This window comes from Microcoleus sp. BR0-C5 (assembly GCF_036705045.1).
In the GTDB taxonomy this organism is placed as follows: domain Bacteria; phylum Cyanobacteriota; class Cyanobacteriia; order Cyanobacteriales; family Microcoleaceae; genus Microcoleus.
Genome location: NZ_JAUBTR010000053.1, coordinates 1 through 26,285, shown reverse-complemented (window position 1 = coordinate 26,285; position 26,285 = coordinate 1). Strand labels below are relative to the sequence as shown.

22 protein-coding genes are annotated in these 26,285 nt (G+C 45.2%); 17 read left to right on the top strand and 5 right to left on the bottom strand.

The window, feature by feature from the left end:
* Positions 1-10 precede the first annotated feature (10 nt).
* The 4 genes from QUB08_RS22080 (at position 11) to QUB08_RS22065 (ending at position 6,428) form a co-directional block, all read left to right on the top strand.
* Positions 11-3,220, top strand: coding sequence for a glycoside hydrolase family 15 protein (locus QUB08_RS22080; protein ID WP_333227133.1), 3,210 nt, complete (start codon positions 11-13; stop codon positions 3,218-3,220).
* A 158-nt stretch (positions 3,221-3,378) separates the two neighbouring features.
* Positions 3,379-4,218, top strand: coding sequence for a TdeIII family type II restriction endonuclease (locus QUB08_RS22075; protein WP_333227131.1), 840 nt, complete (start codon positions 3,379-3,381; stop codon positions 4,216-4,218).
* Positions 4,219-4,267: 49 nt separating this feature from the next.
* On the top strand, positions 4,268-5,443 hold the full coding sequence (locus QUB08_RS22070) for a DNA cytosine methyltransferase (protein ID WP_333227129.1): 1,176 nt from the start codon (positions 4,268-4,270) through the stop codon (positions 5,441-5,443).
* Positions 5,444-5,477: 34 nt separating this feature from the next.
* Positions 5,478-6,428, top strand: a complete 951-nt coding sequence (locus tag QUB08_RS22065) for a PmeII family type II restriction endonuclease (protein WP_333227127.1) — start codon at positions 5,478-5,480, stop codon at positions 6,426-6,428.
* Positions 6,429-6,473: 45 nt separating this feature from the next.
* Here QUB08_RS22065 and hisB read toward each other — a convergent pair whose 3' ends face one another.
* Entirely contained in the window at positions 6,474-7,112 is a 639-nt protein-coding gene (hisB, locus tag QUB08_RS22060; RefSeq protein ID WP_445300946.1) for an imidazoleglycerol-phosphate dehydratase HisB, read from the bottom strand.
* A gap of 310 nt (positions 7,113-7,422) precedes the next feature.
* The gene (fabI, locus tag QUB08_RS22055; RefSeq protein ID WP_333227123.1) at positions 7,423-8,199 is read right to left on the bottom strand and encodes an enoyl-ACP reductase FabI; all 777 of its coding nucleotides are present in this window, start codon (positions 8,197-8,199) and stop codon (positions 7,423-7,425) included.
* Between the two features lie 318 nt (positions 8,200-8,517).
* Between fabI and ntcA the strand changes: the two genes are divergently transcribed.
* From ntcA to QUB08_RS22035, 4 genes are all read left to right on the top strand, one after another.
* Positions 8,518-9,183 carry a global nitrogen regulator NtcA gene (gene ntcA / locus QUB08_RS22050; protein ID WP_006634020.1) on the top strand — a complete coding sequence of 222 codons (666 nt, stop codon included), beginning with the start codon at positions 8,518-8,520 and terminating at the stop codon, positions 9,181-9,183.
* 77 nt (positions 9,184-9,260) lie between these two features.
* On the top strand, positions 9,261-10,949 hold the full coding sequence (locus QUB08_RS22045; protein WP_333227121.1) for a DUF3084 domain-containing protein: 1,689 nt from the start codon (positions 9,261-9,263) through the stop codon (positions 10,947-10,949).
* 363 nt (positions 10,950-11,312) lie between these two features.
* Positions 11,313-12,437: a formylglycine-generating enzyme family protein gene (locus tag QUB08_RS22040; protein WP_333227120.1), complete on the top strand. Its 1,125-nt coding sequence runs from the start codon at positions 11,313-11,315 to the stop codon at positions 12,435-12,437.
* Positions 12,438-12,939: 502 nt separating this feature from the next.
* Positions 12,940-13,350, top strand: coding sequence for a pre-16S rRNA-processing nuclease YqgF (locus QUB08_RS22035; protein ID WP_333227118.1), 411 nt, complete (start codon positions 12,940-12,942; stop codon positions 13,348-13,350).
* 79 nt (positions 13,351-13,429) lie between these two features.
* Here the strand turns inward: QUB08_RS22035 and QUB08_RS22030 are convergent, their stop codons facing one another.
* From QUB08_RS22030 to QUB08_RS22020, 3 genes are all read right to left on the bottom strand, one after another.
* Complete coding sequence (locus QUB08_RS22030; protein WP_333227115.1) at positions 13,430-14,029, bottom strand: hypothetical protein; 600 nt, start codon at positions 14,027-14,029, stop codon at positions 13,430-13,432.
* 139 nt (positions 14,030-14,168) lie between these two features.
* The gene (locus QUB08_RS22025) at positions 14,169-14,615 is read right to left on the bottom strand and encodes a hypothetical protein (RefSeq protein ID WP_333227114.1); all 447 of its coding nucleotides are present in this window, start codon (positions 14,613-14,615) and stop codon (positions 14,169-14,171) included.
* Between the two features lie 459 nt (positions 14,616-15,074).
* The gene (locus QUB08_RS22020; protein ID WP_333227112.1) at positions 15,075-16,655 is read right to left on the bottom strand and encodes a photosystem II high light acclimation radical SAM protein; all 1,581 of its coding nucleotides are present in this window, start codon (positions 16,653-16,655) and stop codon (positions 15,075-15,077) included.
* Positions 16,656-17,029: 374 nt separating this feature from the next.
* Here QUB08_RS22020 and QUB08_RS22015 point away from each other — a divergent pair, with 374 nt between their 5' ends.
* The 9 genes from QUB08_RS22015 (at position 17,030) to QUB08_RS21980 (ending at position 26,205) form a co-directional block, all read left to right on the top strand.
* The gene (locus QUB08_RS22015) at positions 17,030-17,419 is read left to right on the top strand and encodes a DUF1830 domain-containing protein (protein ID WP_333227110.1); all 390 of its coding nucleotides are present in this window, start codon (positions 17,030-17,032) and stop codon (positions 17,417-17,419) included.
* Between the two features lie 238 nt (positions 17,420-17,657).
* Positions 17,658-18,248, top strand: coding sequence for a hypothetical protein (locus QUB08_RS22010; RefSeq protein WP_333227107.1), 591 nt, complete (start codon positions 17,658-17,660; stop codon positions 18,246-18,248).
* Between the two features lie 748 nt (positions 18,249-18,996).
* Positions 18,997-20,178 (top strand): BMP family ABC transporter substrate-binding protein, encoded by a 1,182-nt coding sequence (locus QUB08_RS22005; RefSeq protein WP_333227105.1) that lies wholly within the window; start codon positions 18,997-18,999, stop codon positions 20,176-20,178.
* 231 nt (positions 20,179-20,409) lie between these two features.
* On the top strand, positions 20,410-21,519 hold the full coding sequence (locus tag QUB08_RS22000; protein WP_333227103.1) for an ABC transporter permease: 1,110 nt from the start codon (positions 20,410-20,412) through the stop codon (positions 21,517-21,519).
* A 41-nt stretch (positions 21,520-21,560) separates the two neighbouring features.
* On the top strand, positions 21,561-22,487 hold the full coding sequence (locus QUB08_RS21995; protein ID WP_333227101.1) for an ABC transporter permease: 927 nt from the start codon (positions 21,561-21,563) through the stop codon (positions 22,485-22,487).
* Positions 22,488-22,516: 29 nt separating this feature from the next.
* Positions 22,517-23,218, top strand: a complete 702-nt coding sequence (gene biuH / locus QUB08_RS21990) for a biuret amidohydrolase (protein WP_333227099.1) — start codon at positions 22,517-22,519, stop codon at positions 23,216-23,218.
* Between the two features lie 256 nt (positions 23,219-23,474).
* Positions 23,475-25,064 (top strand): ABC transporter ATP-binding protein, encoded by a 1,590-nt coding sequence (locus tag QUB08_RS21985; RefSeq protein ID WP_333227096.1) that lies wholly within the window; start codon positions 23,475-23,477, stop codon positions 25,062-25,064.
* Positions 25,065-25,174: 110 nt separating this feature from the next.
* The gene (locus QUB08_RS32200) at positions 25,175-25,537 is read left to right on the top strand and encodes a cupin domain-containing protein (RefSeq protein WP_445300945.1); all 363 of its coding nucleotides are present in this window, start codon (positions 25,175-25,177) and stop codon (positions 25,535-25,537) included.
* Positions 25,528-26,205 (top strand): cysteine hydrolase, encoded by a 678-nt coding sequence (locus QUB08_RS21980; RefSeq protein WP_333227094.1) that lies wholly within the window; start codon positions 25,528-25,530, stop codon positions 26,203-26,205. The genes QUB08_RS32200 and QUB08_RS21980 overlap by 10 nt, the downstream gene beginning before the upstream one ends.
* Positions 26,206-26,285: the final 80 nt, after the last annotated feature.

Below are 26,285 nucleotides of genomic sequence, written 5' to 3'. Positions count from 1 at the left end.
GGAAAACGAAATGGCGATCGCAAAAACCCAGCGGCAAACCAGGTTAGATTATTACTACCAGCAAATCAAAAACATCATCCTCAAGCGCCAAAATCCAATTACTGGGTTGCTGCCGGCGAGTACCGCCGTTAACGCCCACGGCGACTACACAGATGCCTGGGTGCGCGACAACGTGTACAGCATTCTCGCGGTTTGGGGTTTGGGTTTAGCTTACCGCAAAATTGATGGCGATCAGGGCAGGACATTTGAACTAGAACACAGCACAGTCAAACTGATGCGCGGCTTGCTGTTTGCGATGATGCAGCAATCGAGCAAAGTAGAACGTTTTAAAAATACTCAGTCGCCGCTAGATGCCCTGCACGCTAAATACAATACTCAAACTGGAAGTATTGTTGTCGGTGATGACAAGTGGGGACATTTACAGTTAGACGCTACATCTATATTCTTATTAATTCTTGCTCAAATGACGGCTTCCGGGCTGCACGTAATTTTTACAATTGATGAAGTCAATTTCGTGCAAAATTTAGTTTACTACATCGGTAGAGCCTACCGCACGCCGGATTACGGAATTTGGGAAAGAGGTCATAAAATTAATCGCGGCAACGCAGAATTGAACGCCAGTTCAGTTGGCATGGCCAAAGCCGCCCTAGAAGCAATAAATGGGTTGGATTTGTTCGGGATTAAAGGCTCTCAAGCATCGGTCATTCACGTTTTGCCAGACGAAATTGCCAGAAGTCGCATAACTTTGGAATCGCTTTTGCCTCGCGAATCTAGCTCAAAAGAAGTAGATGCCGCTTTATTGAGCGTGATTAGTTTTCCGGCTTTTGCTGTTGAAGACCGAGAATTAATAGAACGGACTCGAAATAAGATTATTGACAAATTGCAAGGAAAATACGGCTGCAAGCGGTTTCTGCGCGACGGACACCAAACAGTTTTGGAAGATGCCGATCGCCTGCACTACGAACCCACAGAATTAAGGCAGTTCGAGCACATTGAATGCGAGTGGCCGCTATTTTTCACTTATTTATTGTTGGACGGCATATTTCAGGGAAATCAAGCTCAAGTGCAGGAGTACCAGCAGCGTTTGGAATCTCTAGCAGTCGATCGCTCTGGTTTGCCACTGTTACCAGAATTGTACTACGTCCCCGCCGAAAATATAGAAGCAGAAAAGCTAAATCCCCGCAGCCAGCAGCGCTTGCCCAATGAAAATATTCCCCTAGTTTGGGCGCAAAGTTTGTATTTTCTCGGTCAATTGCTGAACGAAGGATTAATCGCAGTTGGCGACATCGACCCGCTGGGAAGGCATTTGTCAGTGGGCCAACACAGAGAACCTTTAGTGCAAATTGCACTGTTAGCTGAAGACGAAGATTTGCAAGCAGAATTAGCCACTAACGGCATTGCCGCGCAAACCCCCAAACAGGTAGAACCAATTCAAGTCCGCCAGACTAAAGAATTATCAGCTATTTACACCCAAATTGGACGCAACGACCAATTAGGCTTAACTGGCCGCCCCGTGCGTCGTTTGCGGAGTTTAACAACTTCTCGGGTGTTTAAAATTCGCGAAGAGGCGATCGTATTTCTCCCCTCATTTTTGAACAGACAAGAGTTTTACTTAACTTTAGATTACCATTTTTTAGTAGCTCAAATCAAGAGCGAAATAGCTCAAATTCACCGCCACTGGTATCAGTTGGGACGCCCTACGGTAACGCTGATGCTGACTCACACGATGCTGGAAACTGGCCGGGAAGCGTTGTTAGAATTAATGAAGGAATTCCGGGATGGACACTGTAACAACACGCCAGTTAAACTCGGAAATCTTAAGCAGTTAATGCTGACCGCTGGCACAGAAAGAATTGATTTCATGCACGATTTTGAATTTACAGAATCTCCGGTGACAGGTGCAGTAGAAACGCGCAGCTATCTAACTTACAATCCTGAAAAAACTTGGCCTTTGGGACACACGCAAGAATTTAAATTAGAGTGCGAAACTAATACTCAATTCTTGCTAACTAGCCTCCGAGATTCAGAAAATTTGTACGAACAAATAGAGTTGCTGCACACGTTAGTTCGACTCAAAGGATTAAATTATGATACAGGATTTGGAGGTACAGAAGCCACTGTACAAGTTGTGGATTTGCTCAACGAAGTTTATACAAAAGCTGGAGAAAGTTCGCAATCAAAAATCCAATGGGCAGTCATCCGCCATGCCGCAGGTTTGCTGGACAAGGTTGATATCAGCTTGTCGGATGCGGTGACAGACATTTTGGTGCGGCAAAAACAGATTGCTGTGGGGAAAGCTTACAGCGAAGATTCGATAATTTCGCGGCCGGGTTCTTACACGGAAGTGATGGACAAAATTCGCCAATTCTGCGGAGAAGACATTCGCGATCGAGTTCTAACTCAAGAAGTTCTCATCTACCTTGGCCTGCTAATTAAAGCCGAACCGCAGTTATTTAAAGGCCTGCTGACGCTGAGAGTTAGCTACTTTATTTTGCTGCTGACTAGCGAGTTTGCCCGCGAATTGGGAGTTACGCAAAATGAAGCTTACGAACATTTAATGCAGCTAAGTCCCTTTGAAATCAAAAATCGCCTGCGCCAAGTGTTGACAGAATACGAGGAAATGAATCAAATCCTCAAACAGCAAGAATCCCTGCGCGTCAAACAGCCGGAAAAAGATATTGAATGGGTAGTAGCGCCAGTTTCTGAAGAACCAACAATGCCTGGGGGAGGATGGCGCCGGAAACGGCAAATGGAAGGTACTGTCAATCGCGTACCGAAGGATTTTTATCCGAGTGTTTGGGGACTGCTGCGGCACTGCAAAGGCTTGATTATTGGCGACAAATTAGAGCGGCGCAATCGGTTAGATAGCCATATCATTTTATCGGAAATGACCCCGGGCGAAAAGAATTTCGCGCTGCAAATCGAGCATTTGCTGAATAAAATTGTGGCGCCCGAATACCGACAAGTGAATATTGAGGCGCTGATGGAGTTGGCTGCGATCGCCCAGCGCAACCCTGAATTAAAAGTAGAAGAATACATCGTTTTAGATGTATTAGTCGGTCACGCAGTGCGGCTGAATTGGCAAGGAAAACATCCGGAAAGAGCCGATAAATACGACGAAGATAAAGCGGCGGCTTGGCAAGCTTTTTACAATACTTCGCCTTACGTTTGCGCGAGTCATGTACTCGATGCTTTCCGATTCTTGACAAAGTTTGGATAGATTGAGTGCGGGTGGTTAATACAAGTCTCGATTGACCGGTTTGTAGTAACGACTTCCGTCCTTTCTTTGCCAACTCATCAGCAAGGGCTAAAGTCCTAACTACACAGTTATTACATTTTTGCAACAAGTAAAGTAAACTGAATATTGGCAGTAAAATAATGTCAGCTATTAGCTCAATTACACGCGCCATCATCAAAGCATACTTAGAAGTTTTCATCGAAAACCTTATCAATCAATACAGAGGACGGCTAATACCGAAACTTGATATTCCAGCAGCATATTTATCATGCAAATCCTCTACAGAGCAATCCGAACTATTACAAACTGCTATCGTCCCGTCAGAGTTGCTCAGAATTAACGAGTTTGAAAGAGCTTTCAGCAGCCGCTTGGGCACAACCTATGAAGAATGTGCCAAACTCATTGCTTTGGAACATCACCAAGAAGCAAGCAGAAGCTATGAAATTTCTGGCGAAGTTAGCATAGAGGCTATTAATGAAATTGAGCGTCAGATAGCACTATTTGAGCAGTCAGCAGACAAAAACACAAATAAACCTGCTTTTGAAGAAATGATAGAAGCTGTTCTGGAGGCTCAAAAAACTAACCATTTAGTTCGGCGATCTGCCAAAGCAGATTTGTACGTGCTATCCCATGACGGGAGCCAATTTTTCTTTGAAATTAAAGGCTCAAAACCCAACAAAGGACAATGTTTGGAGGTAATTCAACGACTGCTGAGATTTCATTTACTTTGCGGACAGTCTCGCCCCGCTGCTCAATGTTATTATGCTATGGCTTACAATCCTTACGGGCCAAATCGTTCAGATTATAAATGGTCAGTGGCAAGGAAGTATACGCCTTTTGAACAAGCTGTCATTATGGGACATGAGTTTTGGAATATTATAGGGGGAGAGACTGCCTACGAAGAACTTTTGGATATATATCAAGAAGTTGGGCGGGAGAAGGGTAAGCATATGCTTGATGCTCTTGCTTTTGGATTTTAGTAAAGTACAATTTTCATTCCAGCAATATCTAGTCTTGAGGCAAAAACCTGTGATTAACAACAAACCGATAACTATTAGCCTCTTTGCTGGAGCATACGGTTTAGATTTAGGTCTAGAAAAAGCAGGATTTCAGACAGTAAGTTTAGTAGAAATCGAACCTGATGCTACCAAAACAATCTCTCTAAATCGTCCTCATTTATCCGTATCTGCTGTACCGAGAGATATTTGCGAAGTCCGCGCCCAAACTTTATTAGAAGAAGGCGGACAAATCTTAGGTTTAGATAGGCCTCTGCGCGCTGATGAAGTAGATTTAGTGACTGGTGGCCCCCCGTGCCAACCTTTCAGCACAGCCGGAAAACGGGGATCTGTTGGCGATCCGCGCGGCAGCTTATTTATGGATTTCATACGCATCGTTGACGAAATCAAACCCCGCTTTTTTATCATGGAAAATGTTAAGGGGTTGCTGTCAGCTCCGATTCGACATCGACCTCACGATCGCAGAGGTTTAGGTTGCCCCCAGTTAGAAGCTGATGAGATGCCCGGTGCAGCTTTACAAGTGATTTTGGCAGAGATGAAACGCATTGGTTATGAAGTTGTGTATGATTTGCTCAATACTGCTGATTACGGCGTTCCTCAAGTTAGAGAAAGAGTAATCTTTATTGGTTATAAAAGTAATGATTCAGTTACTCTCCCCCTCCCAAATTACAGTCAAAAAGGTACTGGTAAAAAAACCAAATGGCTGACGCTTAGAGAAGGATTAAAAGATTTAGTTGACCCTCAGCCAGAATTTGTCCCTTACTCAGAAAATCGTCTCAAGTATTTGCGTTTGTTAACCGCCGGCCAAAACTGGAGGGATTTACCCAGCGAATTAAAAGAAGCAGCAATGGGAGGGGCATATAAATCTGAAGGCGGTAAAGTTGGTTTTTATCGACGCTTAGCGTGGGAGAAACCGTCGCCTACTGTCACAACGAGTCCCCATCAAAAGGCTACAGATATGTGTCACCCTGATGAATTACGTCCTTTGAGTGTCAGAGAGTGCGCGCGAATTCAGACATTTCCGGATGAGTGGGTTTTTCATGGCTCAACAACTTCTAAATACCGACAGATTGGGAATGCGGTTCCTGTATTATTGGGAAAGGCGATCGGTGAATATCTTTACCAGGTCATTAAAGGCGATCGAGTACAAGGGCGAGAAATATTTAAACAACTTTCCTTGTTCGCATAACTCAAACTTGAATTTAACTTGAGGATACATAAAAGTGTCAGATCAACTTCATGAATTGTTAACATTTGTCTTGGAAAAGGAAGTGGGATTACCTGGCAGAAAGTCTCAATCTTTCGCGGGTCACTTTGCAGATTTAGAAGAATTCATGAGTTTGACAGCACAAACACTTAGAAACGGTATCAGCAGTATTTCTGGCAAAAGAGCTCTTAAATTTACTCCTGATGAGATTGAACGCATTTTAGCATTTATATCTTCAGGCAAGCTTTCGCTGCAACTTACGATCGCTGAAAATTTTTTAGGCAGTATTTGTCGAGATTTTACTGGGCGACAGCTAGTTATGGTGGAAAATCTGACTTTAGGGAAAATTCATCCCAACCCATTTTTAATCAGGGCGTTAAATCTGGACACTCCCGAAGAAGTTGTCAGGCTTAATGTTTATATGACTGCTACTAGGTCTATTGTAACTTCAATGGGATTTTTTATCCAAAAACTATTGATATCTTGCTCTGAAAGTGCAGAAAGTCCGCCGGAAGAGTCAGGATGGGACGCAATTAAAACTACCAGTGATGGCGAGAAATGCTGGATACAGGTAAAAAGCGGCCCGAATGATATGGATAAAGACCAGATAGTATATTGGGCGGCGAAAATTGAGGAAAAAATTCAGGAGGGCGATCGCGCTTATATTGGTATAGCTTACGGCAAAAGAACTAATAAAACTGTAACACTTGGTTTACTGAAGCAAATTTTGCCCAATTCGGAAATGATAACTTTAATCGGTCGAGAACTGTGGGATTTTGTTAGTGAAGATACTCGCTATACTGTGAATCTGTTTGAAGTTTTGCGTCAGTCAGCTAGTCAAGTTTTAGCGCAAAGTTCTATTGATGAAGCTATAGAAAGGTGTAGCGATCGACTAATCGCTGAATTTATCGGGAAGTACGGCGAGGGAAGTCAAGGTGTTTTTAACTATATAGCAGATATATTTTGAGTGACAGCTTTGCAGTAGCCCAGAAGCGCTACTGCAAACCCCATACTACAAAACCCCTTTAGAACTAGGAATCCGACTGGCGCGCCGCGGATCGATTTCCACCGCCATCCGCAGAGCTCGCGCAAATGCCTTAAACGCCGCTTCTACAATGTGATGAGAATTCCCGCCCTGCAACTGTCGAATGTGCAGTGTCATCTGAGTGTGGTTCACCACCGCCGAAAAAAACTCTCTCACTAATTCAGTATCGTAAGTGCCGATCCGCTGGTTGGGAATTTCCAAGCCGTAACTTAAGTGAGGCCGTCCCGAAAAGTCTAGCACTACTTCAATTAAAGCTTCATCCAAAGGTGCGATGAAATGCCCGAAGCGAGAAATGCCCGATCGATCCCCGACAGCTTTTGCTAGCGCCTGGCCCAAGGTAATTCCCACATCTTCGTTCGTGTGGTGGTCGTCAATCTCCAAATCCCCGATCGCCTGCACGTCCAAATCGATCAATCCGTGAGAAGCAATCTGGTGCAACATATGGTCTAAAAACGGAATCCCCGTAGACGCCTTGCAAGTTCCCACACCGTCGAGATTGAGGCTGGCAGTGACATCCGTTTCCAGTGTCGTGCGTTTCACCAAGGCGGCCCTAGCTGGTTGAACTGAAGTTGCAGGAGGTACAGAAGGGCGATCGATTATCTCCATAATTCGCAATTGGTCATTCATTAGTTATTGATAATTAGTAATTTGAGAACGGGATTTTTTTAGTGTTGAGTCTCAAGCGAGGGGCTGGTTCTGCATGCAACTGACATCAGATACCAATGTCAATCAAGGGATTTTTGGTGGGTGGGGGCGGGTTTATTTAACCTGTCTGTCACCGGAGAAAGTTTTTGGTGAACCCGCCCCTACAGGTTCTTGAAAATGGTGCAAGAAGATGCGAGATAAAACTTACTTGTTAAAGTTAAAGTTTATGATCTCAACCCGCCCCTGAATAACTCAAAATTTTCGACAACTGTTACATTCCCATGATTTCGTAACCGGCATCGACATACAAAATTTGACCCGTAATTCCGCTAGCGAGATTGCTGCACAGAAAAGCCGCAGCATTTCCCACTTCCTGCTGAGTCACCGTCCGCCGCAGCGGGGCCACTTCCTCAACGTGGTGGATCATGTCCAGAATACCGCCAACTGCTGACGAAGCCAGAGTCCGAATCGGGCCAGAAGAAATCGCATTTACCCGAATATTTAACGGGCCCAGTTCAGCAGCCAGATAGCGAACATTCATTTCCAAAGCCGCCTTAGCAATTCCCATCACATTATAGTTAGGAACTACCCGGACGCCGCCCAAATAAGTCAGGGTCACAATACTGCCACCCTCGGCCATCAGGGGTTTAGCAGCAGCACAAAGCCGCACCAGCGAGTAAGCGCTAATATCCAAAGCATTGGAGAAACCTTGGCGCGAAGTGTTGGTGAAATCTCCCGACAACTCGTCCTTGCCGGCAAAAGCCAGACAGTGGATCAGGACATCTAACTTGCCCCATTTTTCGGCGATGGTTTGAAAAGTAGACTCAATTTCGCTCTCGTCTTGGACATTGCAGGGCAAATACAGACTGGGATTGAGCGGTTCCACCAGTTCAGCGACTTTGCGCTCGTGCTTGCCTTTCTCGTCCTTCAAATAAGTTATGCCGAGGTTTGCCCCAGCTTTGTGGAGCTGCTGAGCGATGCCCCAGGCGATCGAGCGATTGTTGGCAATGCCCGTAACAAGAGCATTTTTTCCGGTCAAATCTATCATCTGTAGTTTATCTAAAAGCAACTTGCACCGTTCTCATTGGCTCTCTGCGACAACCCCGCCAGTTTAGACACAACTGATTCAGATTTAACTGATTGAGACACAATTGAGACACAATTGATATTAATTTTGCTGTGGAGCTACATGGGGGCGGAATTGAAAAAGTTAAGAGAAGGGCTAGATTTAATCATACAGTGCGTGTTTACCTTAACATTAGATGGAAGTAACAGAATCCTTGGATATTGGAGGTTGGGCAGTATATTTACTCAATAAGGTTAATCGGCAAGTTATAAAGTATTGATTAGTACAAAGGATCTAGTCGTGACGCATGATAGACCGCTAGCAGCCGTGTTCCGCCAAATCAGCGGCGGGGCGTTTCCACCCATTGTGGAAACCTTTGAACGGGGCAAGACAATTTTTTTCCCTGGAGACCCGGCTGAGCGCGTCTACGTTCTCATTAGAGGTGCTGTGAAGCTCTCCAGGGTGTACGAAGCAGGGGAAGAAATTACAGTCGCCCTCCTGCGCGAAAATAGCGTATTTGGGGTGCTGTCTCTGATTACGGGACACCGATCGGACAGGTTTTACCACGCGGTAGCCTTTACACCGGTGGAATTGATCTCGCTGCCGATCGAACAAGTCGAGAAAGCGCTCAAGGAAGACCCGGAATTGTCGATGGTGATGCTGCGGGGGCTGTCGTCTCGGATTTTGCAAACCGAGATGATGATCGAAACGCTGGCTCACCGAGATATGGGTTCGAGACTCGTCAGCTTTTTGCTGATTCTGTGCCGGGACTTTGGCGTACCCGGTACAGAGGGGATTACGATTGATTTGAAGCTGTCCCACCAGGCGATCGCCGAAGCGATCGGCTCGACGCGGGTAACGGTGACTCGTTTGCTCGGAGATCTCAGGCAAGAAACAATGATCTCGATCCACAAGAAAAAGATCACAGTCCACAACCCGGTGGCCCTAAGCCAGCAATTCACTTGATGCCGAGAAAGTATAGGATTTTGGATTTTGGATTTTAGATTCAATCCAAAATCCAAAATCCAAAATCTAAAATCGGAATGACTGCTGGATACATCCTGGTATTTGTAATTTTAGTGTTGGGGGGTGTGATCGCCACTGTCAGCGATCGCCTTGGGACGAAAGTCGGCAAGGCAAGGTTGAGTTTGTTCAAGCTTCGCCCCCGCGATACTGCTGTTGTTGTGACAGTAATGGCCGGCAGCATCCTGTCAGCACTGACTCTGGGCATTTTGTTTGCTACTAGCAAGCCGCTGCGAACGGGAGTTTTTAGAATAGACGAGATTCAAAAAAGGCTCAACAACGCCCGCCGAGAAATCAACCAGGCCACTCAAGAAAAAAATCTAGTTGAAAGTGAATTAGCTCAAGCCAGAGCCGCTCAAGCGCAAGCTAGAGCCAATTTAGAGCAAATTAATCAATCCCTCCAAGCAGCTAATGCCGAGCAAGCTCGGACGCAAACAAAATTAAACTCGCTGCGGGCCCAGCTCAACAGCGTGCAAGCAGCCAAGTCTAAAACTGAAGAGCAGTTAAGTCAGGTAGAAGCGGCTAAATCTAAGACAGAAGAACAGCTCAGCAGTGTGGAAGCGGCTAAATCCCGCACCGAAGAACAATTGAAACTGGTTGAAACGGCCCGATCGACTACACAAGCTCAGCTCGATCGCACCGAGAACCAATTGAAAACAGTTTCTGCTCAAAAAACGACTTTAGGCTCGGAAATCGCCCAACTGCAAGAAGAGCGCCAACAGTTAATCGAGCAGCGAGATCAGGTAAAAACTCAAATTGCCCAGCGCGATCAAGAAATTGCCAAGCGAGAGAGAGAAATTGCCAAGCGAGACGCAGCAATTGTCGATCGCAACGAACTAATTGCCCAGCGAGACAAGGAAATTGCTCAGCGGGTGCAAAATCTGGCAGAGCGCGATCGAACTATTGTCGAGCGCGACAAAGTAATTGCCGAGAGGGAAGCACTCCTAGAAACCTTGGCACAGCAACAAGCTCAACTCGAACAGCAACAAACTTTATTGCAGCAACAAGTGCAAGTTTTGGAACGCGATTTTCAGGCAATCCGCGAGGGTACAGTTGCCATCAGGCGCGGTCAAATTTTAGCTGCTGGCGTGGTTCGCATTATCGAACCCGGTATGGCGAGTGGCGCGATCGATCGACTTTTGCAAGAAGCAAATAAAACCACCGTCGGACTGATGCAGCCGGAAAATACCAAGGTTAGGGATCAGGTTATTCAAATTACTAAAGCAGAAATCGATCAACTCATTAGTCAGATTAAAGACGGTCAAGACTACGTGGTGCGAATTGTTGCCGGCGCTAATTACCTGCGGGAAGAAAAGCTAATTAAGGTATTTGCAGAAGCAGAAATCAATCGAGTGGTTTTCCGGGCTGGAGATGTGATTGCAGGGGTTGCTGTCGATCCGGTGACTTTGACCGACGAACAGGTGCGGCAGCAGTTGCTGCAATTGATAGAAGCTTGTCAATTTCGCGCTCGCCTGATCGGCGTTGTCGGCGGTAGAGTCCAAGTGGCCGACAGTCAGATTGAAACTTTAGCTGGTTTTATCGAGCGATTGCAGCAGTACGAGAAACCGCTGGACGTTCAGGCGATCGCCGCAGATGTCACTTACATTGCCGGCCCGCTTAAAATAGATTTAGTTGCTCTTGAAAACGGAGTCGTTGTTTTCCGCACCGGACAACAACCACCGGGGAGCGGAGATGTGAAAGTTAAATAATAAGTGCGATCGATCTATCGAATTTTAGCAAAAATTTTGGGCGATAAAATTACAATTTTGCTTGACATTTTCGCGCCCTTGAGATATCATTAAATCATGGGAATCCGTGCCGCCATATATATAGCAATCGTAGGGTGTGTCGCCACCAAAAATCTGGAAGCACCACCAACAATCTCACAGCGACGCACCATACCCAATTAGTAGGGTGTGTCGCCACCAAAAATCTGGAAGCACCACCAACAATCTCACAGCGACGCACCGCACCGCTAAGAGCGCAAAGAGAGAAAATAAGAATCGATCCCTGAGATATTGACATCACAGAACAAAATTTTGCTCAATTAAAATGCAGGAGCGTGCGGTGTAATGTCAGAGAATCAAAATCAACCCAGAGAATACGATGCCGTCCTTGGCGGTCAAAATTCAATTCCTGTCAATGCTGCGGTACTCGGAGGCATACCCGGTGTTAAAAGCCGCTTAGTCTCACCCATTGTCGAAGTGAGAATCGCCGCCCTCTCTGAAGCACTGAAATATGGAGAAGCAGGTTTAGATTTGATAATTCAAGCATTGCACGATGAATCGATGCAGGTGAAATTCGCTGCCTATTTACTCCTGAAAGATAGAGATGACTTAAAGACTAAACCTCCGTTTCAAGACTATCTCCCTGTATTTGAATTTGATGTCATCACAGTCGATGCCTATGGAAAAGAAAACAGTCGTAGAAAGTCTTCTGCTCATTACCTCAGAGAAGACTTAGGTAATGGAGTTGTACTCGAAATGGTTTACATTCCCGGAGGCACATTTATGATGGGTTCGCCCCCCACAGAGGCAGGTAGCCGGCATCACGAACGTCCGCAGCATCAAGTAACTGTACCAACTTTTTATCTAGGAAAATACCCCATCACTCAAGAACAGTGGCAAGCAGTGATGGGACATAACCCATCGAAATTTAAAGGTGCGAAACGACCTGTAGAAAAAGTAACTTGGAGGGGTGTGGTATCTTTTTGTCAGAAGTTGTCCGAGAAAACAGGGAAAAACTATAACTTGCCGAGTGAGGCCGAATGGGAATATGCTTGTCGGGTCGGTACGACAACAGCTTTTCACTTCGGGGAAACTATTACTCCAGATTTAGTGAATTATCAGGGCTATTATCCTTACGCTTGGGCGCCGAAAGGACTTGACCGCCGAGAAACTACTCCCGTGGGAAGTTTTCCCCCAAATGGGTTTGGCTTGTACGATATGCACGGCAATGTTTGGGAGTTGTGTCAGGATCGCTGGCATGATAACTACAATGGCGCACCCTCTTTCGGCAGCGCTTGGGACACAAGCGGTTCTCTCGATCGAGTGCGTCGTGGAGGTTCGTGGGACTACGATGCGTTCGATTGCCGTGCTGCCAACCGTTCCTACACTGTTGGGGGCGGCTCGAACAGGAATTTGGGTTTTCGCGTTGCTGCTTTGCTGCGGCTTCCGGTTTTCTCCTCTTCCCTGTGAGGACTCTTCTTTGCCCTTTATCCTGTTTCCCTTTTTCCCTTTGCACTATTTCATCTTTCCCCTTTTGCGTGCGTCAGCGCGCTTTAATTTTTTTTTTGCACTCATCTTTGCACCCGATTCAAAATAGTAGGGTGCGTCGCCATCTGCAATTTGCAAATCAAATAGACAATTTCATAGCGACGCACCGCCTGCACAGGGGTGAGAGAAACCGGTTTTTTTGCGCGGGGAGTCAAAGAAACCGGGTTTTTTCGATAAATTAAAACGGGAAGTAAAGATTATGGCAAAAACCCGGTTTCTGATTTTAGGCATTATATGGCGGCACGGATTCCCATGATGATATAATATGTCAATCCTGCAAAAAAGTCAAGCAAAATAAGTGCGATCGCCCGCAAAGATTTTGAGACATTCAAGAATGCAAGTGTCAGATTAGATATAAGTTGGCGATGGGTTTACTCGACTACAACAGCGCAACTACAAACTTATTAATACAGAACTAATAAATATGATTTTAGGTTTCGATCCAGGTAAAGACAAGTGCGGCATAGCTGTAATGGGTAGAGATAAGAAGGTCTGCTACCATCAAGTTGTGCAGTCGGAAGCAGCGATATCTACTATTCAATCTTTGTGCGAACAGTTTTCGATTGAGTTATTGGTACTCGGAGATCAAACGACTTCTAAGAGTTGGAAACAAAAATTGACGCAGAGTTTGTCGCCTGCGCTCAAAATTGTTCAGGTGGACGAGAGGTACAGCAGTTTAGAAGCGAGGGAACGCTACTGGCAAATGTACCCTCCGACTGGGCTTTCTCGCTTGATTCCGAAGGGAATGCGGACGCCGCCGAGACCAGTGGACGATATTGTGGCGATTGTCCTAATTGAAAGATATTTGAACAAAGAGTTGACAGTTGACAGTTGACAGCGAGGTTTTCAAGCAAGTTCTAAAAACTTTGGGTTTCGTGGGAAATCCTATTTTTTACTGAATCAGTTAAATCTAGCTAATCTTGTTGAACCATCCACACCAAGAATCCTAAAATGGTTTCCACAGGAAGCAGCGGATAATCGGTAAGGTCGATCGTCACTGTGGTTCCTGAAAGCTTGAGAAAGCGCCATTGAGTGCCGCTGCTGATACAACCGTAGATAGTTGCGATCGGGTGTTCTGCTGCTTCATTAAAGCGCTGTGCCGCTACCATTTCAGCAATACATTGACCGATACCTTCGTTCAGATCGGCTTTTTTTGCTTCCACAACTACGATCGCGGGTGCTTCTACGGTAAGCTGTTCGGGCGATCGGCTAATTAAAAAATCGACGTATCCGGTGAGCTCGCAACTGGGGTCAACATTGAATTCCCGTCCCGAAAATAAACTGATTTGGCGGTTCATCAAGCGCCGGACTTCTTGCAAAACTGGGTAGACAATGGCTTCCGATCTGGCTTTTTCTGAACCAACTGCGATCGTCCAAGGCAAATCTTCTAATTCGCTACTCAATCTCGGACTGGGATTAATTGATTCTACCTCTGGAAAAAACCGAGTTCCCTCCACGATAGTTAACTTAAAGTCTTTTTTAGCTCTAGTAATTGTAAATTGACTGTAAGGCATAATCTGATAGCTTTTTTGATAATACAGACTTTTATTCTTATAATTATGCCTAAATTTGAAAGAATCTGCAATTTGTTTGAGTTCAGCTAATAAAATGTACCCTGAATTAATCAGAGCGATCGTTGAATAACACTTAGTGCTACTTAATGACAGCTTCGGTCAAAATTACCTTACCATTCTGCCGGACTTGCAGGCGTTGGGGGTTAATCGAATATATAATATTGCCGTTAGTCGCTTCATAAGTTCCGTCGTCACCTGTAGTTACTTGCATTACATTGATTTGGCTGCCATTGAGTTTGCTGAGGCCTCGGTAAAAAATATCCCCTTCCTGGGTTTTGCAAATGTATATAGAAAAGTTGGGCGTGGCGAAAAATTGCACCATTTCGGCCCTCGGACATCCTTCAACTTGAGCAATTTGCAGCGGTTGATTATTGCCCAAAGTGTTGGGTGCGATCGCCCCAAATTTGGCAATTGGTTGATTTAGTGCAGTTGCTTTTGCTGAGGCTGTCAAAAAGCAGATCGCACTAATGCCTGCCATAACTAGAACTACTCCTTTAATGCCCTTAACTCTCTCTTTATAAAACATCTTGTCACTCCTGGTTTTGACTATATAATTACATCTTAAGCTATCTTTGCTGGATATTAATAATATTTAATATCAGAGGTGAAAGGTGCAGGAATACGGTACACCCTCGGTTTAAGTAAGGTGTGAACTGTGTACGCTACACCAGTGAAAATACATAAGTGTGTCAATGCGATCGATGGAAAGCAATCTCTTGTATTTATGACAGTTTTAAGATTTTATGACTTGTTCACGCTGATCTGAGAAACCGGGGTTCTTGATATATTTCTCGTTACTAAACCTTTGATTTTCCTAGAAACCGGGTTTCTCGCCCCCGATGCGATCGCGAACTAACTCAGTTACACAGTAATTGTTTATTGGCGCTTAGCTATTTAGTGAATAATAAAAAGGGAAACAGAAGATACATTTTTCCTCCCATTTCCCATTTTTTAAATAACCGTCGTCCTGACTGCAAACCTGTAATTAATTAACTGCTGCCAAGTGTTTGCCTTTGATTTCCACAGGCGCGGTTAATGCCTCTTCCAAATCCGCACAGCCGAGTTTCTCCTCCAAAATAGCCATCACTTCGCGCCCGAAATCATTGGAATTGCGCTGCCAAGCTTCTAAACAAATTTGCCCGAAAAACGAACCCAAAGGTTCGGGATTCCACAGCAACTTGCGCGCTGTCCAAGGCATCAAACTCATGGGATCGTAACCAGGTTGCAGAATCTCCTTTTTAAAGGCGTATTCTTCTAAAATAGTGTGCGGCTGCAACCCGATAAAGAAAATCGCGGGTTCTACTTTATCGGCTCCGAAAATCCGCTCTAATTCTCGGTGATAAGCAATAGTTTGTCGGATGGTTTCAAAGGTTTCGTCTATGACGTTAAACGAGTAATTCACGGAAACCACATCGTTGTAACCGGCTGCTTTTAAATCGCGGCAATTTTCCAAAACGACTCGCAAGTTGTAGCCCATCCGCATTTTACGAACCAGTTCCTGGGAACCGCTGGTGATGCCGATTTCAAAATAATTCATCCCCGTTTTTACCATCAAATCGCACAATTCGGGTGTGAGATTATCCGCACGGATGTAAGCAGCCCAGTGTATGTCGTCCATACCGGCGGCGATGATTTTTTGCAATAATTCAACTGCATCATCGATGAATTTGCGTGCCGGGATAAATTGAGCGTCGGTAAACCAGAAATTGCGGATACCTCGATCGTACAATTGCCGAATCTCCGCCACCACCTCATCCGCCGGATTGATCCGCACTTGTTTCCCTTCAATCACCGTATAAATGCAGTAACAGCAATTATGAGGACAGCCGCGCTTGGTTTGGACTCCGACGTAGAAGTCCATATCCTGTAGATAATAGGAAAATTCCGGCCAAATCGTTTCGATGTAGTTATAATCGCAGGCAGTTTTCTCGATGTTGGCTGGCTTTTCGTGAATTAGCTTCGCGCGCGGCACAGTTTCTCCCACCACATAACACCTTTCCTCGGCCAAATCTTCGCCCTTAATCAACTTCTCCAGCAAAGCTTCGCCTTCCCCCACCGAAACCACAGTTCCCGTCGGCAAACTGCGTCCCAACTGCTCGTAAAACACGCTCACAGCACCGCCGCCGACCACTGCACGAGCTTCGGGGCGGTATTTCCGGGCCCGCTTCAATCCGCGCTTAACCAGTCCCAGATTGCGCCAGAGTTCGGTGTAGTAAGACGCTGCTAAACGCAGTCCTCCGAGGGCTCCCCGGAACTTGATCAGCAGATTTTTGGCGTAGTAAAACTCGAAGGCATTTTGCAACGGGTTGCCGCCTCTGCCGCCCACGGGCGCGTAAATTTGAATGTCCCGCCAAGAGAAAACCAGCAGAGTCGGCTTAAACTCGTCTATGCTGGCATCTAAAGCTTTAGCGAAATCCAGGGGTGGTACGGCACCTAAATCGAAAATGCGCTGTTCGACATCGGGAAACAGCTTGTGTACGTGATCCGAAAGATAGACAACTCCGATCGGGAAAATCGGATTGCAAGGGAGGCGAACGTACAGGACTCGGTTTTCTCGGTTTTCCATGATTGCCATATCCTAAAGTGGAACTTTTTCAGCTATGTTAATATTCTTTTAATATAACTTTACAATATGTCTAATTTTCGCAATTTGATATTAAATATTCTTAAATTTTTAGAGCGGGCTAAAAGCCGAGCTTGTTGGTGTCGATCGGCGAGAGCAGCAGAAAAAAGCTAATTTTTAAGTCAATACAGCGTATTTTGAATGAAAATCCCAGCGGGGAGTCAAAAAAACCATATTTATCCGATGAGAGTTTAAGTTAAGTTCGATCGGTCTCTCATGTATTAGGGAGTTGGTAGTCGGCTTTACAGTAGGCGGGATCACCTAGTGTTAGCCTGAGAAGATAACTAAAACTTTTAGGCAAGGCTCCCTCAGCAGTTATGGCTCAAATTCTTGACCCCGTACCCTCAGACACCGACAGCAAGATTCTGTGCTGCTACGTCAACGCCACCAGTCAGATTCAGATTGCTCGCATCGCCAACATTCCTAACTGGTACTTTGAACGAGTAGTTTTTCCCGGACAGCGCTTAGTGTTTGAAGCGATGCCCGCTGCAGCATTGGAAATTCACACCGGGATGATGGCCAGTGCAATTTTGTCGGATAAAATTCCTTGCGATCGCTTGCAGATTAACGAAGGCCCCTATTCAAAAGTCAATCCTAGCAGATCCCCAGAGGCAGTTCCGGGCGATCGAACAGCAATGACGGGCCGCCCCAAATCGCGAGAAATCTCAGAACCTTTGACTGTTCCAGCGCTAACCGCCGTTGATTAATCGGAGTTGTGAGTTTTGAGTTATATAATTGTCAGTTAATTGATAACTCCGCGCTCAAAATTCCAACTTCTGCAAAGCGGTAAAAACTCAACACTTAAGAATCAAAGTTTCTGAAATGAATTTTAGATCAAAACTCACAACTGCAAAGATTGTCCGGTTTTTCGTATTTCTCTGAGTTTTGTTGGCGGGCTCGACAACTGTGCAAAAATATCATGAAACAGCTTCTCGAATTTCAGCCATGTCAGCACAACCTATCGCCTCTTCCCCATCTTCGGCCCCAGTATTTGAGCCGGCGGTATTCCGGCTTTCTCCCCTAATTAGAATCACGCTGTTGAGCTTGTACACAGCGCTGACAATTCCCTTGCCCTTTTTGTCGGAAGTAACGAAAGCAGCCGTTCCTCCCGCCGCACTCTGGGCGGCAATTATTGTCGGCGCTGCAGGCCTGTACGGCGTGCTCAGTGAAAGGGTAATTTTGAGCGAGGAAGGGATTGAAGTCACATATCCCAAGTGGTTTCCGCGTTTTTTTCGCAAGGGTTGGTCGCTACCTTGGACTGAGGTGAAAGCTCTTAAACCTCGATCGACCGGTCAAGGAGGTTTAGTTTACTATTTTTTGAGTCATTCGGGTGAAGGTTATTTGCTGCCAATGCGAGTGGCTGGGTTTGGTAAATTAGTCGGTTTGGTGGAAGCAAAAACAGGTATTGATACTAGAGATGTCCGCCCTTTGTCGCAGCCTTGGATGTATCTTATTTTACTTTTATGTACGCTGCTGTTGCTGTTGGTGGATGCGTGGACTATTGTTACGGCGATCGGGCTTAAAGGCAATCTGTAATATTATCTCCGGTACAACTCACCGAAGAGCACCATTCTCGCTTAACAGGCTTTCCGGCCTGTTCCACAAGAAAATTCAGTCTTTGTGGAATAGGCCGGAAAGCCTGTTCATAAAAAGCTTATTGAGAATGGTGCAATATCTCCGGTACAAGAACCGTTATAGAGTTGGTAGTGAAGACTTCAGTCCTCATAAAACTTGCTCGGATTATTGACTGTTATTAGAAATCAATGACAGTTTTTCTGATTTTATAAGATCGATTTCTATTTTTTTTGATTCAGCCTCGACTTATTTTTAAGTTGCCTCCAAGACTGAAAAGCTAGTTGCGTACCCGAACTCAAAACTTGTTTTTTGTTTGTGATGAACATTATTGTTTAATTTTGTTTATAGCGAACTTTTCGGAAGCCAATTTTGCTAATATTATTAAGTTTTTATAAAAAAACATACCACTACAAGTAATTGGGATAAAATAAACATCATTGATTTTTGGGTGTTAGACTTCCCTCAGACAAAACTTACCCGAAATACTAATTTTATCTTAGAATTAGTTGTGGTTCATCATGTATTTTTTCATTAAATTCACGATGTGATGTGAATGTAAATAGTTATTAACGCATTTAATCTCATTGTTGAATAGATCGACTAAAAGCTGACAAATTTAGCGTGAATATATTTAGCAATTCCCAGCAAGTATCAGCGTTAAAGCTTAGCTATGAATTCCTCTTAAAGACTTTTAGTGAGAACATAGAGAATGAGTACCAAAAAGTCATTGTTTATACCTCGGCGTCAAGTAATTCGTGGGATTTTATCTACTACAGCGTTTGCAGTCACATCGCGCCTTTGGACTGGATGTACTCCTGCTAAAGAGGTTCAAGCTACATCATCTGGCAAAGATAAGCCAATTGTGATGGGATTTATTTATGTGGGTCCCAAAGATGACTACGGCTACAATCAAGCCCAAGCCGAAGGGAACGCTGGGGTTTCAAAATTAGCCTGGGTAAAAACCGTAGAGGAAGCAAATGTTCCTGAAACTACATCGGTACAAGAAACCATGAGGAACATGATTGAACAGGATGGGGCAACGGTTCTGTTCCCTACGTCCTTCGGGTACTTTGACCCCCATATTCTGAAACTGGCAAAGGATTACCCGGAGGTACAATTCTTCCACTGCGGTGGACTTTATCAAGAAGGTAAACATCCAAATAACGTTGGCAGCTATTTTGGCTACATTGATGAGGGTGAGTATGTAGCAGGCATTGTTGCCGCCCACGCATCTAAAACCGGAAAATTAGGATTTATTGCTGCTAAACCCATACCCCAAGTATTACGCAATATCAATAGCTTTACATTAGGGGCACGGAGTATTAAGCCAGAAGTTACAACTCAGGTAATTTTTACAGGAGATTGGTCTTTGCCTGTTAAAGAAGCTGATGCTGCTAATAGTATGGCTGACCAGGGTGTTGATGTAATTACCTGTCACGTAGATAGCCCCAAAGTGGTGATGGAAACGGCAGAGAAACGAGGCATTTTCTGTACTGGCTACCATGCGAGTCAAGCCCAACTTGCGCCCAAAGGATATTTAACAGGTGCCGAGTGGGACTGGACGAATGTCTATTCTAAGTATGCTGAAATGCTTAATGCTGGCAAGACGCTGATGAACGGAGGCATTCCCCATTTAGTACGTGGTGGTTTGAAGGATGGTTTTTTGAAGCTGTCGCCCTACGGTAGCACTGTAACGGCGGAAGCGAAAAAGGATGCTGATGCTGCTAAGAGTAAGTTTCTTGATGGCAGCATGGTCATTTATAAGGGGGAAATAAAAGATAACACCGGGAAAGTTGTGATTGCTGAAGGTAAGGATTACAAGCAGCAAGACGCAGAACTAGAAAAGATGAATTGGCTGGCATCAGGCGTCATCGGTAAAGTTACGAGTTAATTAGGATCGCGAATTAAATAATTTACACTCTTGAAAGTGGGGAGTAGGGGTTGGGCGTCCCGCCCGCCCTTTCTGGACGGGCGGGACGCCCATCCCACAAGAACCATCACGCATTGTAAGTTATTTAATTCTCATTCCTAAGAAAGTATTTCAGGCCCGTCGGCAACTGCTATACAAGCAAGTTTTTCATTCAACACTCATCATTTTCTTAGTAATTCATCTTTTATTCTGATGATGATTAACCGTCAAAACTGGCGTACAACTTTGGAAGCGGTTTGTATCCCGATCGCCGCCATCGTCTTCTCATTGGTATTGTTTGGAATTTTTTGTGCGGCGGCTGGATCTAATCCCTTTGCTGTCTATGCCTCAATCTACAAAGCAGCGTTTGGCAGTTGGCATTCATTCCAAAACACCCTGATCAGGGCTGCACCGTTGATGTTGAGTTCTCTGTGTACGGCTTTGCCTGCCCGTTTGGGGTTGATGATTATCGGCAACGAAGGCGCTTTAGTAGTTGGGGGTCTGGGGGCTGTCGCCGCTGGACTGGCTTTATCTTCTGCACCGCCGACGTTAGTGCAAATTGCAATGGCGCTGGCAGGAATTGTCTGTGGAGGTGTGTGGATTGGTGCAGTGGGAGCTTTGCGCTATTACCGGGCAGTGAATGAGACAATTAGCAGCTTGTTGTTGAATTATATTGCGATCGCCCTGCTGAATCATTTAGTCGGCGGCGTGATGCGTGACCTCAGCAGTCTCAATAAAATTTCTAGTTACCCGATTCCTGATGTGAATATGTTGGGGAATATTCCAGGAACCCGCGTTCACTACGGTCTAATTTATGGGTTGGTTGCTTGTGCGATCGCCTACTTCCTGATCCAACGTACTACATTTGGCTTTGCAGCTAGAACAGCAGGAGGTAACATCCGCGCTGCTCGAATTGCCGGACTTCCTGTCGGCAAGTTGACAATGGCAATCTGTTTCCTAGCTGGCTCTTGTGCGGGTTTAGCAGGCATGGTGGAAGTCGCAGCCGTGCATGGTCGAGCTAACGAATCACTTAATGCTAACTATGGCTACAGCGGTATCTTAGTCGCATTCATTGCTCGACACAACCCTATTGCTGCAACTATTGTGGCAATTCTGCTTGGTGGCATTCTTGCTAGTGGTGGCATCTTGCAACGGGCACATGGACTGCCCGATGCAACGGTTTTAGTGTTCCAAGGGTTGGTTTTTTTGGTAGTTCTGTATAGCGAATCGCTCTACGGACGTTTGCCATTTTTCAAAGAACGGTCAACCGATCGCCCTCAGCAGCCACCTTCTAGCGAGCAGCCATCAATAGCCACTGTCTAAGCAATACGTTAAGCCAAAATCTCAAATCGGAGGAATCCACAATGGCAGCAGAAGTATTAGGTTGGTGGGGAGTACCTTTAGGTATCTTGGCAGGAACTTTGCGGGGTAGCGCTCCATTTTTGTTCGTCAGTTTGGGCGAATGCCTAACTGAAAAAAGCGGCAAGATTAATTTGGGGTTAGAAGGGACACTGTTAACGGGTGCGATGAGTGCCTATGCTATTTCTTATCAGACTGGATCGCCTTGGTTAGGTGTTTTAGCCGCTGGTCTAGCGGGCATGGTACTAGGTTGTATCCACGCTTGGCTGTGCATACAACCAAAAGTAAACGACATTGCCGTAGGCATCGCCATGATTATTTTTGGTAGCGGCATTGCTTTCTTTTTTGGCAAACCTTTTATTCAACCAAGTGCCCCCCAGTTGCCTAGTTTCCCTCTGGGTGCTTGGAGTCATCTGCCTCCGGTGCAATCAGCGCTACAAATTTGTCCCCTATTTTTGTTAGGTGTAGCGATCGCACCTCTAATGCAGTGGTTTTTTAAATCAACTCGCTGGGGGTTATTCATTCGTGCAGTTGGGGATAGTCCCGATGCGGCCAAAGCAATGGGAATCTCCATTAATAAAGTTCGTGTGCTCTGCATTATCGCGGGCAGTTTTTTAGCGGGAATTGGTGGTGCTTATTTATCCCTTTACTATCCCGGTAGTTGGACAGAACGGATCTCTAGCGGTCAAGGACTCATGGCGGTAGCGCTGGTAATTTTCGCCCGTTGGAATCCAGTTCAGTGCTTATACGCCTCGTTGCTATTTGGGGGGGCGCAGGCGATCGGCCCCGCTTTGCAATCAGTAGGGGTGGATTCCTATTACTACTTATTCAATGCTTCCCCCTACATCCTGACGCTGGCGATCATGATTATTACTTGTTCGCCGAAACGAACTTTGACAGGCGCCCCTGGATCTTTAGGAACTAACACGTAAAACAGGAATTTCTAGCAAGGAAGATAAACATGGGACGTTTTGTAGAAGCTGAACCATATCCTTATCCTTACAATGGCGATTTGCGCCCAGAAAATACGGTGCTGCTGATAATTGATATGCAAATTGATTTCTGCGGCATTGGTGGATATGTTGATAAGATGGGCTACGACTTGTCACTGACTCGCGCTCCTATTGAGCCAATCAAGCAAGTCTTAGCAGTCGCACGGGCGAAGCACTTCCATATCATGCACACCCGCGAAGGACACCGCCCCGACTTAGCAGATTTACCAGAAAACAAGCAGTGGCGATCGCGCCAAATTCAAGCCGGAATCGGCGATCCCGGACCCTGCGGCCGAATTCTCGTTCGAGGTGAACCAGGATGGGAAATTATTCCAGAACTCGCGCCTTTGCCTGGGGAAGCGGTAATCGATAAGCCTGGAAAAGGTTCGTTTTATGCTACGGATCTAGATCTGTTACTGAAACGTAAGGGAATTCAAAATATTGTTTTGGCTGGCATTACAACCGATGTTTGCGTCCATACCACAATGCGAGATGCAAACGATCGCGGTTATGAATGTTTGCTTTTATCTGACTGTACAGGCGCAACAGATTATGGCAACCATTTGGCGGCACTTAAGATGATCCAGATGCAGGGAGGAGTGTTTGGAACTGTTGCTGATTCAGAAGCATTTATTAAAGCTTTAAATGATGATTTTTTAGGGAAAAGTTAAGTTATATTATGTTGGGTTGCATCGGTCGTGTAAGAGTGCGGTGAAAAATCGTCTGTAGGAATCAGGGGTTAAGTTTTAACCGCAGATGAAAATAGATTAACGCAGATTAACGCAGATAAGAAACGAGATAAGAAGGCAGATATTACTAAAGGTGAAATTAATAGTTCAAACATTGAAATAAACCCTGCTATCTCACTAAAAAATTAAATCTCATCAGTAGCCGATAAGTTGGAAACTTTACAGGAGAGACAAAAATATGACAGAAGTAACTGATTCTATAGATCGAAAATCTGCACTGCAAACTAAACACTCAAAATTCAAAACTCAAAACTTTATTCAACCACCAGAACTAGAGGTGGTTAACATGACTAAGCGGTTTGGCACGATGACTGCACTTGATAACTTCTCGATGACGCTAAAACCAGGGACGTTTCATGCTTTACTGGGCGAGAACGGAGCAGGCAAAAGTACCCTTGTTAAATGTGTTATGGGTTTCTATAATCCTACTTCAGGCCAAGTTTTGATTGATAAGCAGGAAACCACGATCGCAAGTCCTCGCGATGCTCATAAGTATGGCATTGGCATGGTTTACCAGCACTTCACCTCTGTGCCTGCCATGACTGTAGCCGAAAATCTGGTTTTGTCCCGCTTTGATAGCCCCAATTTGATTAATTGGAAAGCCGAGTACGAGCGGTTAAAGGCTTTTATGAAAACTGCTCCTTTCCGAGTTCCTCTAGATACCCCGGTATTTCAATTAGCTGCCGGGGAAAAACAAAAGCTAGAAATTCTTAAACAGATATATCTTCAGAGTCGGATCTTGATTCTGGACGAACCTACTTCGGTGCTTACTCCGCAGGAAGCCGATGAGGTTTTAGGTTTACTGCGCGCAGAAGTTACAGCCGGAAGATTAAGCGTGTTAATTATCAGCCACAAATTCCGGGAAGTGATGGCGTTTTGCGATAGCATCACGGTGCTGCGTAAAGGAAAGTTTGCCGGTCAGGGTTTGGTAAAGGATCTGACTGTCTCGGATATGTCTGAAATGATGATGGGTGAAAGGCGTGAGCCAAAACAAGTTGAAAAGACAGCCCCCCCAACGACTCTTCCTATCCTTGAGGTTAAAGAGCTTCATGCTAATAAAGACAACGGTCTGGAGGTATTGACAGGAGTAAATCTCACGGTTCACAGTGGCGAAATTGTTGGGATTGCAGGTATCTCTGGCAATGGTCAGCGGGAACTGGTGGAGGTGTTGGCAGGTCAGCGTTCTGCTACAGGTGGAGATGTGCTGGTCAATGGCGAAGTTTATACAGCAACACGAGCCGAGATGTTTAAACATCAGGTCTTCGCACTACCAGAAGAACCCCTTCATAATGCTTGCGTGCCACACATGAGTGTGGCAGAAAATTTAGCCCTGCGGACGTTTGACCGCCCTCCTCAAGCTAAAGCAAGTATCTTACTCATCCTCAAAGAAATTAGGCAGGCGGCTAAGAACTTAATTAATACTTTCAAAATAAAAACGCCTTCGCCAGATACCCCTGTAGGCAATCTGTCGGGGGGAAATATACAGCGCACAGTGCTAGCGCGGGAACTCTCTGCCGAACATATTAAGTTACTAATTGCCGCGAATCCTTGCTTTGGTCTTGATTTTGCTGCTGTGGAGTACATTCACGGTCAGATTATTGAGGCTCGCAACCGAGGAGTAGCTGTGTTGCTGGTGAGCGAAGATTTAGATGAACTGCTGAAATTGTCCGATCGGGTTTTGGTAATCAGTGGCGGGAATTTTACTTATGAAAGTGCGATCGCAGATGCAGATTTTGTTCAGATAGGTAAGAGCATGGCAGGACACTAATCAATTTTGGATTTTGGATTGTTGACGAAGAAAACGCGGCGGTGCTTCATAGTTTCTTGTCATTCTCCGCGTCTTTCTATCTCCGTGTATCTTTCATTCGAGGCATACCTATGACTGAACTACTGAAGCAAGTTTTGCTTCTTAAAGATCTACCTAATATCGCAACATGGCAGGATAAGTTGCCTTGGCAACCATTTCGTGATGGGGTTGAAATCTACCGACTTTATGGTGACAACAAAAGTGGACCGGCTACTGCTCTACTGCGGTATGAGCCGGGAGCAAGTGTCCCAAGGCACACGCATACTGGTTTTGAACATATTTATGTACTCACTGGATCGCAAACTGACCAGAATGGCGAACACCAAGCCGGAACCTTTGTCATTAACCCCCCTCACAGTAACCACAGTGTTGTCAGCCAAGCTGGCTGCATAGTCCTAGTAATTTGGGAAAAACCTATATCGCTATGGTCTTAATATCTGCCCAACCTTATGATTATGAACTGCCAGTCTCAGGCGGTGTGGCTTTGGTTATCATCGATATGCAGCGAGATTTTTTGGAGCGTGGGGGATTTGGTGAAGCTTTAGGCAATGATGTCAGCCAACTACAGGCAATCGTGCCCACGGTAAAGCAGTTGTTAGAGGCATTTCGCGATCGCCATCTTCCTATTGTTCACACTATTGAAGGTCATCAACCTGACCTTTCTGATTGTCCTCTATCTAAGCAAAAGCGGGGTCAAAGTAAACTAAAAATTGGCGATCGAGGCCCAATGGGACGAATTTTAATTTTGGGTGAGCCTGGTAATTCAATTATCTCAGAATTGACACCTATGCCTGATGAAATAGTAATTAATAAACCAGGCAAGGGCGCTTTTTATCACACTGATTTGGAATTAATACTTCGTGAAAAAGCGATTACTCACCTAATTTTTACTGGAGTCACGACTGAAGTTTGCGTTCAAACCACTATACGTGAGGCTAACGATCGGGGGTTTGAATGTTTACTCGTTGAGGATGCTACAGCTAGCTACTTTCCAGAATTTAAACAGAGTGCGATCGATATGATTCGCGCCCAAGGCGGTATTATTGGTTGGACTGCAAAGGCTGAAGTAGTAATACAAGCTGTGGAAAAATCGCAGTCTTAAATTTAAAACCCACATTCCGCAGTTCTGGCTTTGATGACTAAGGATTTTCATACCTTCACTGTAGGAAAAATATCTGTGCC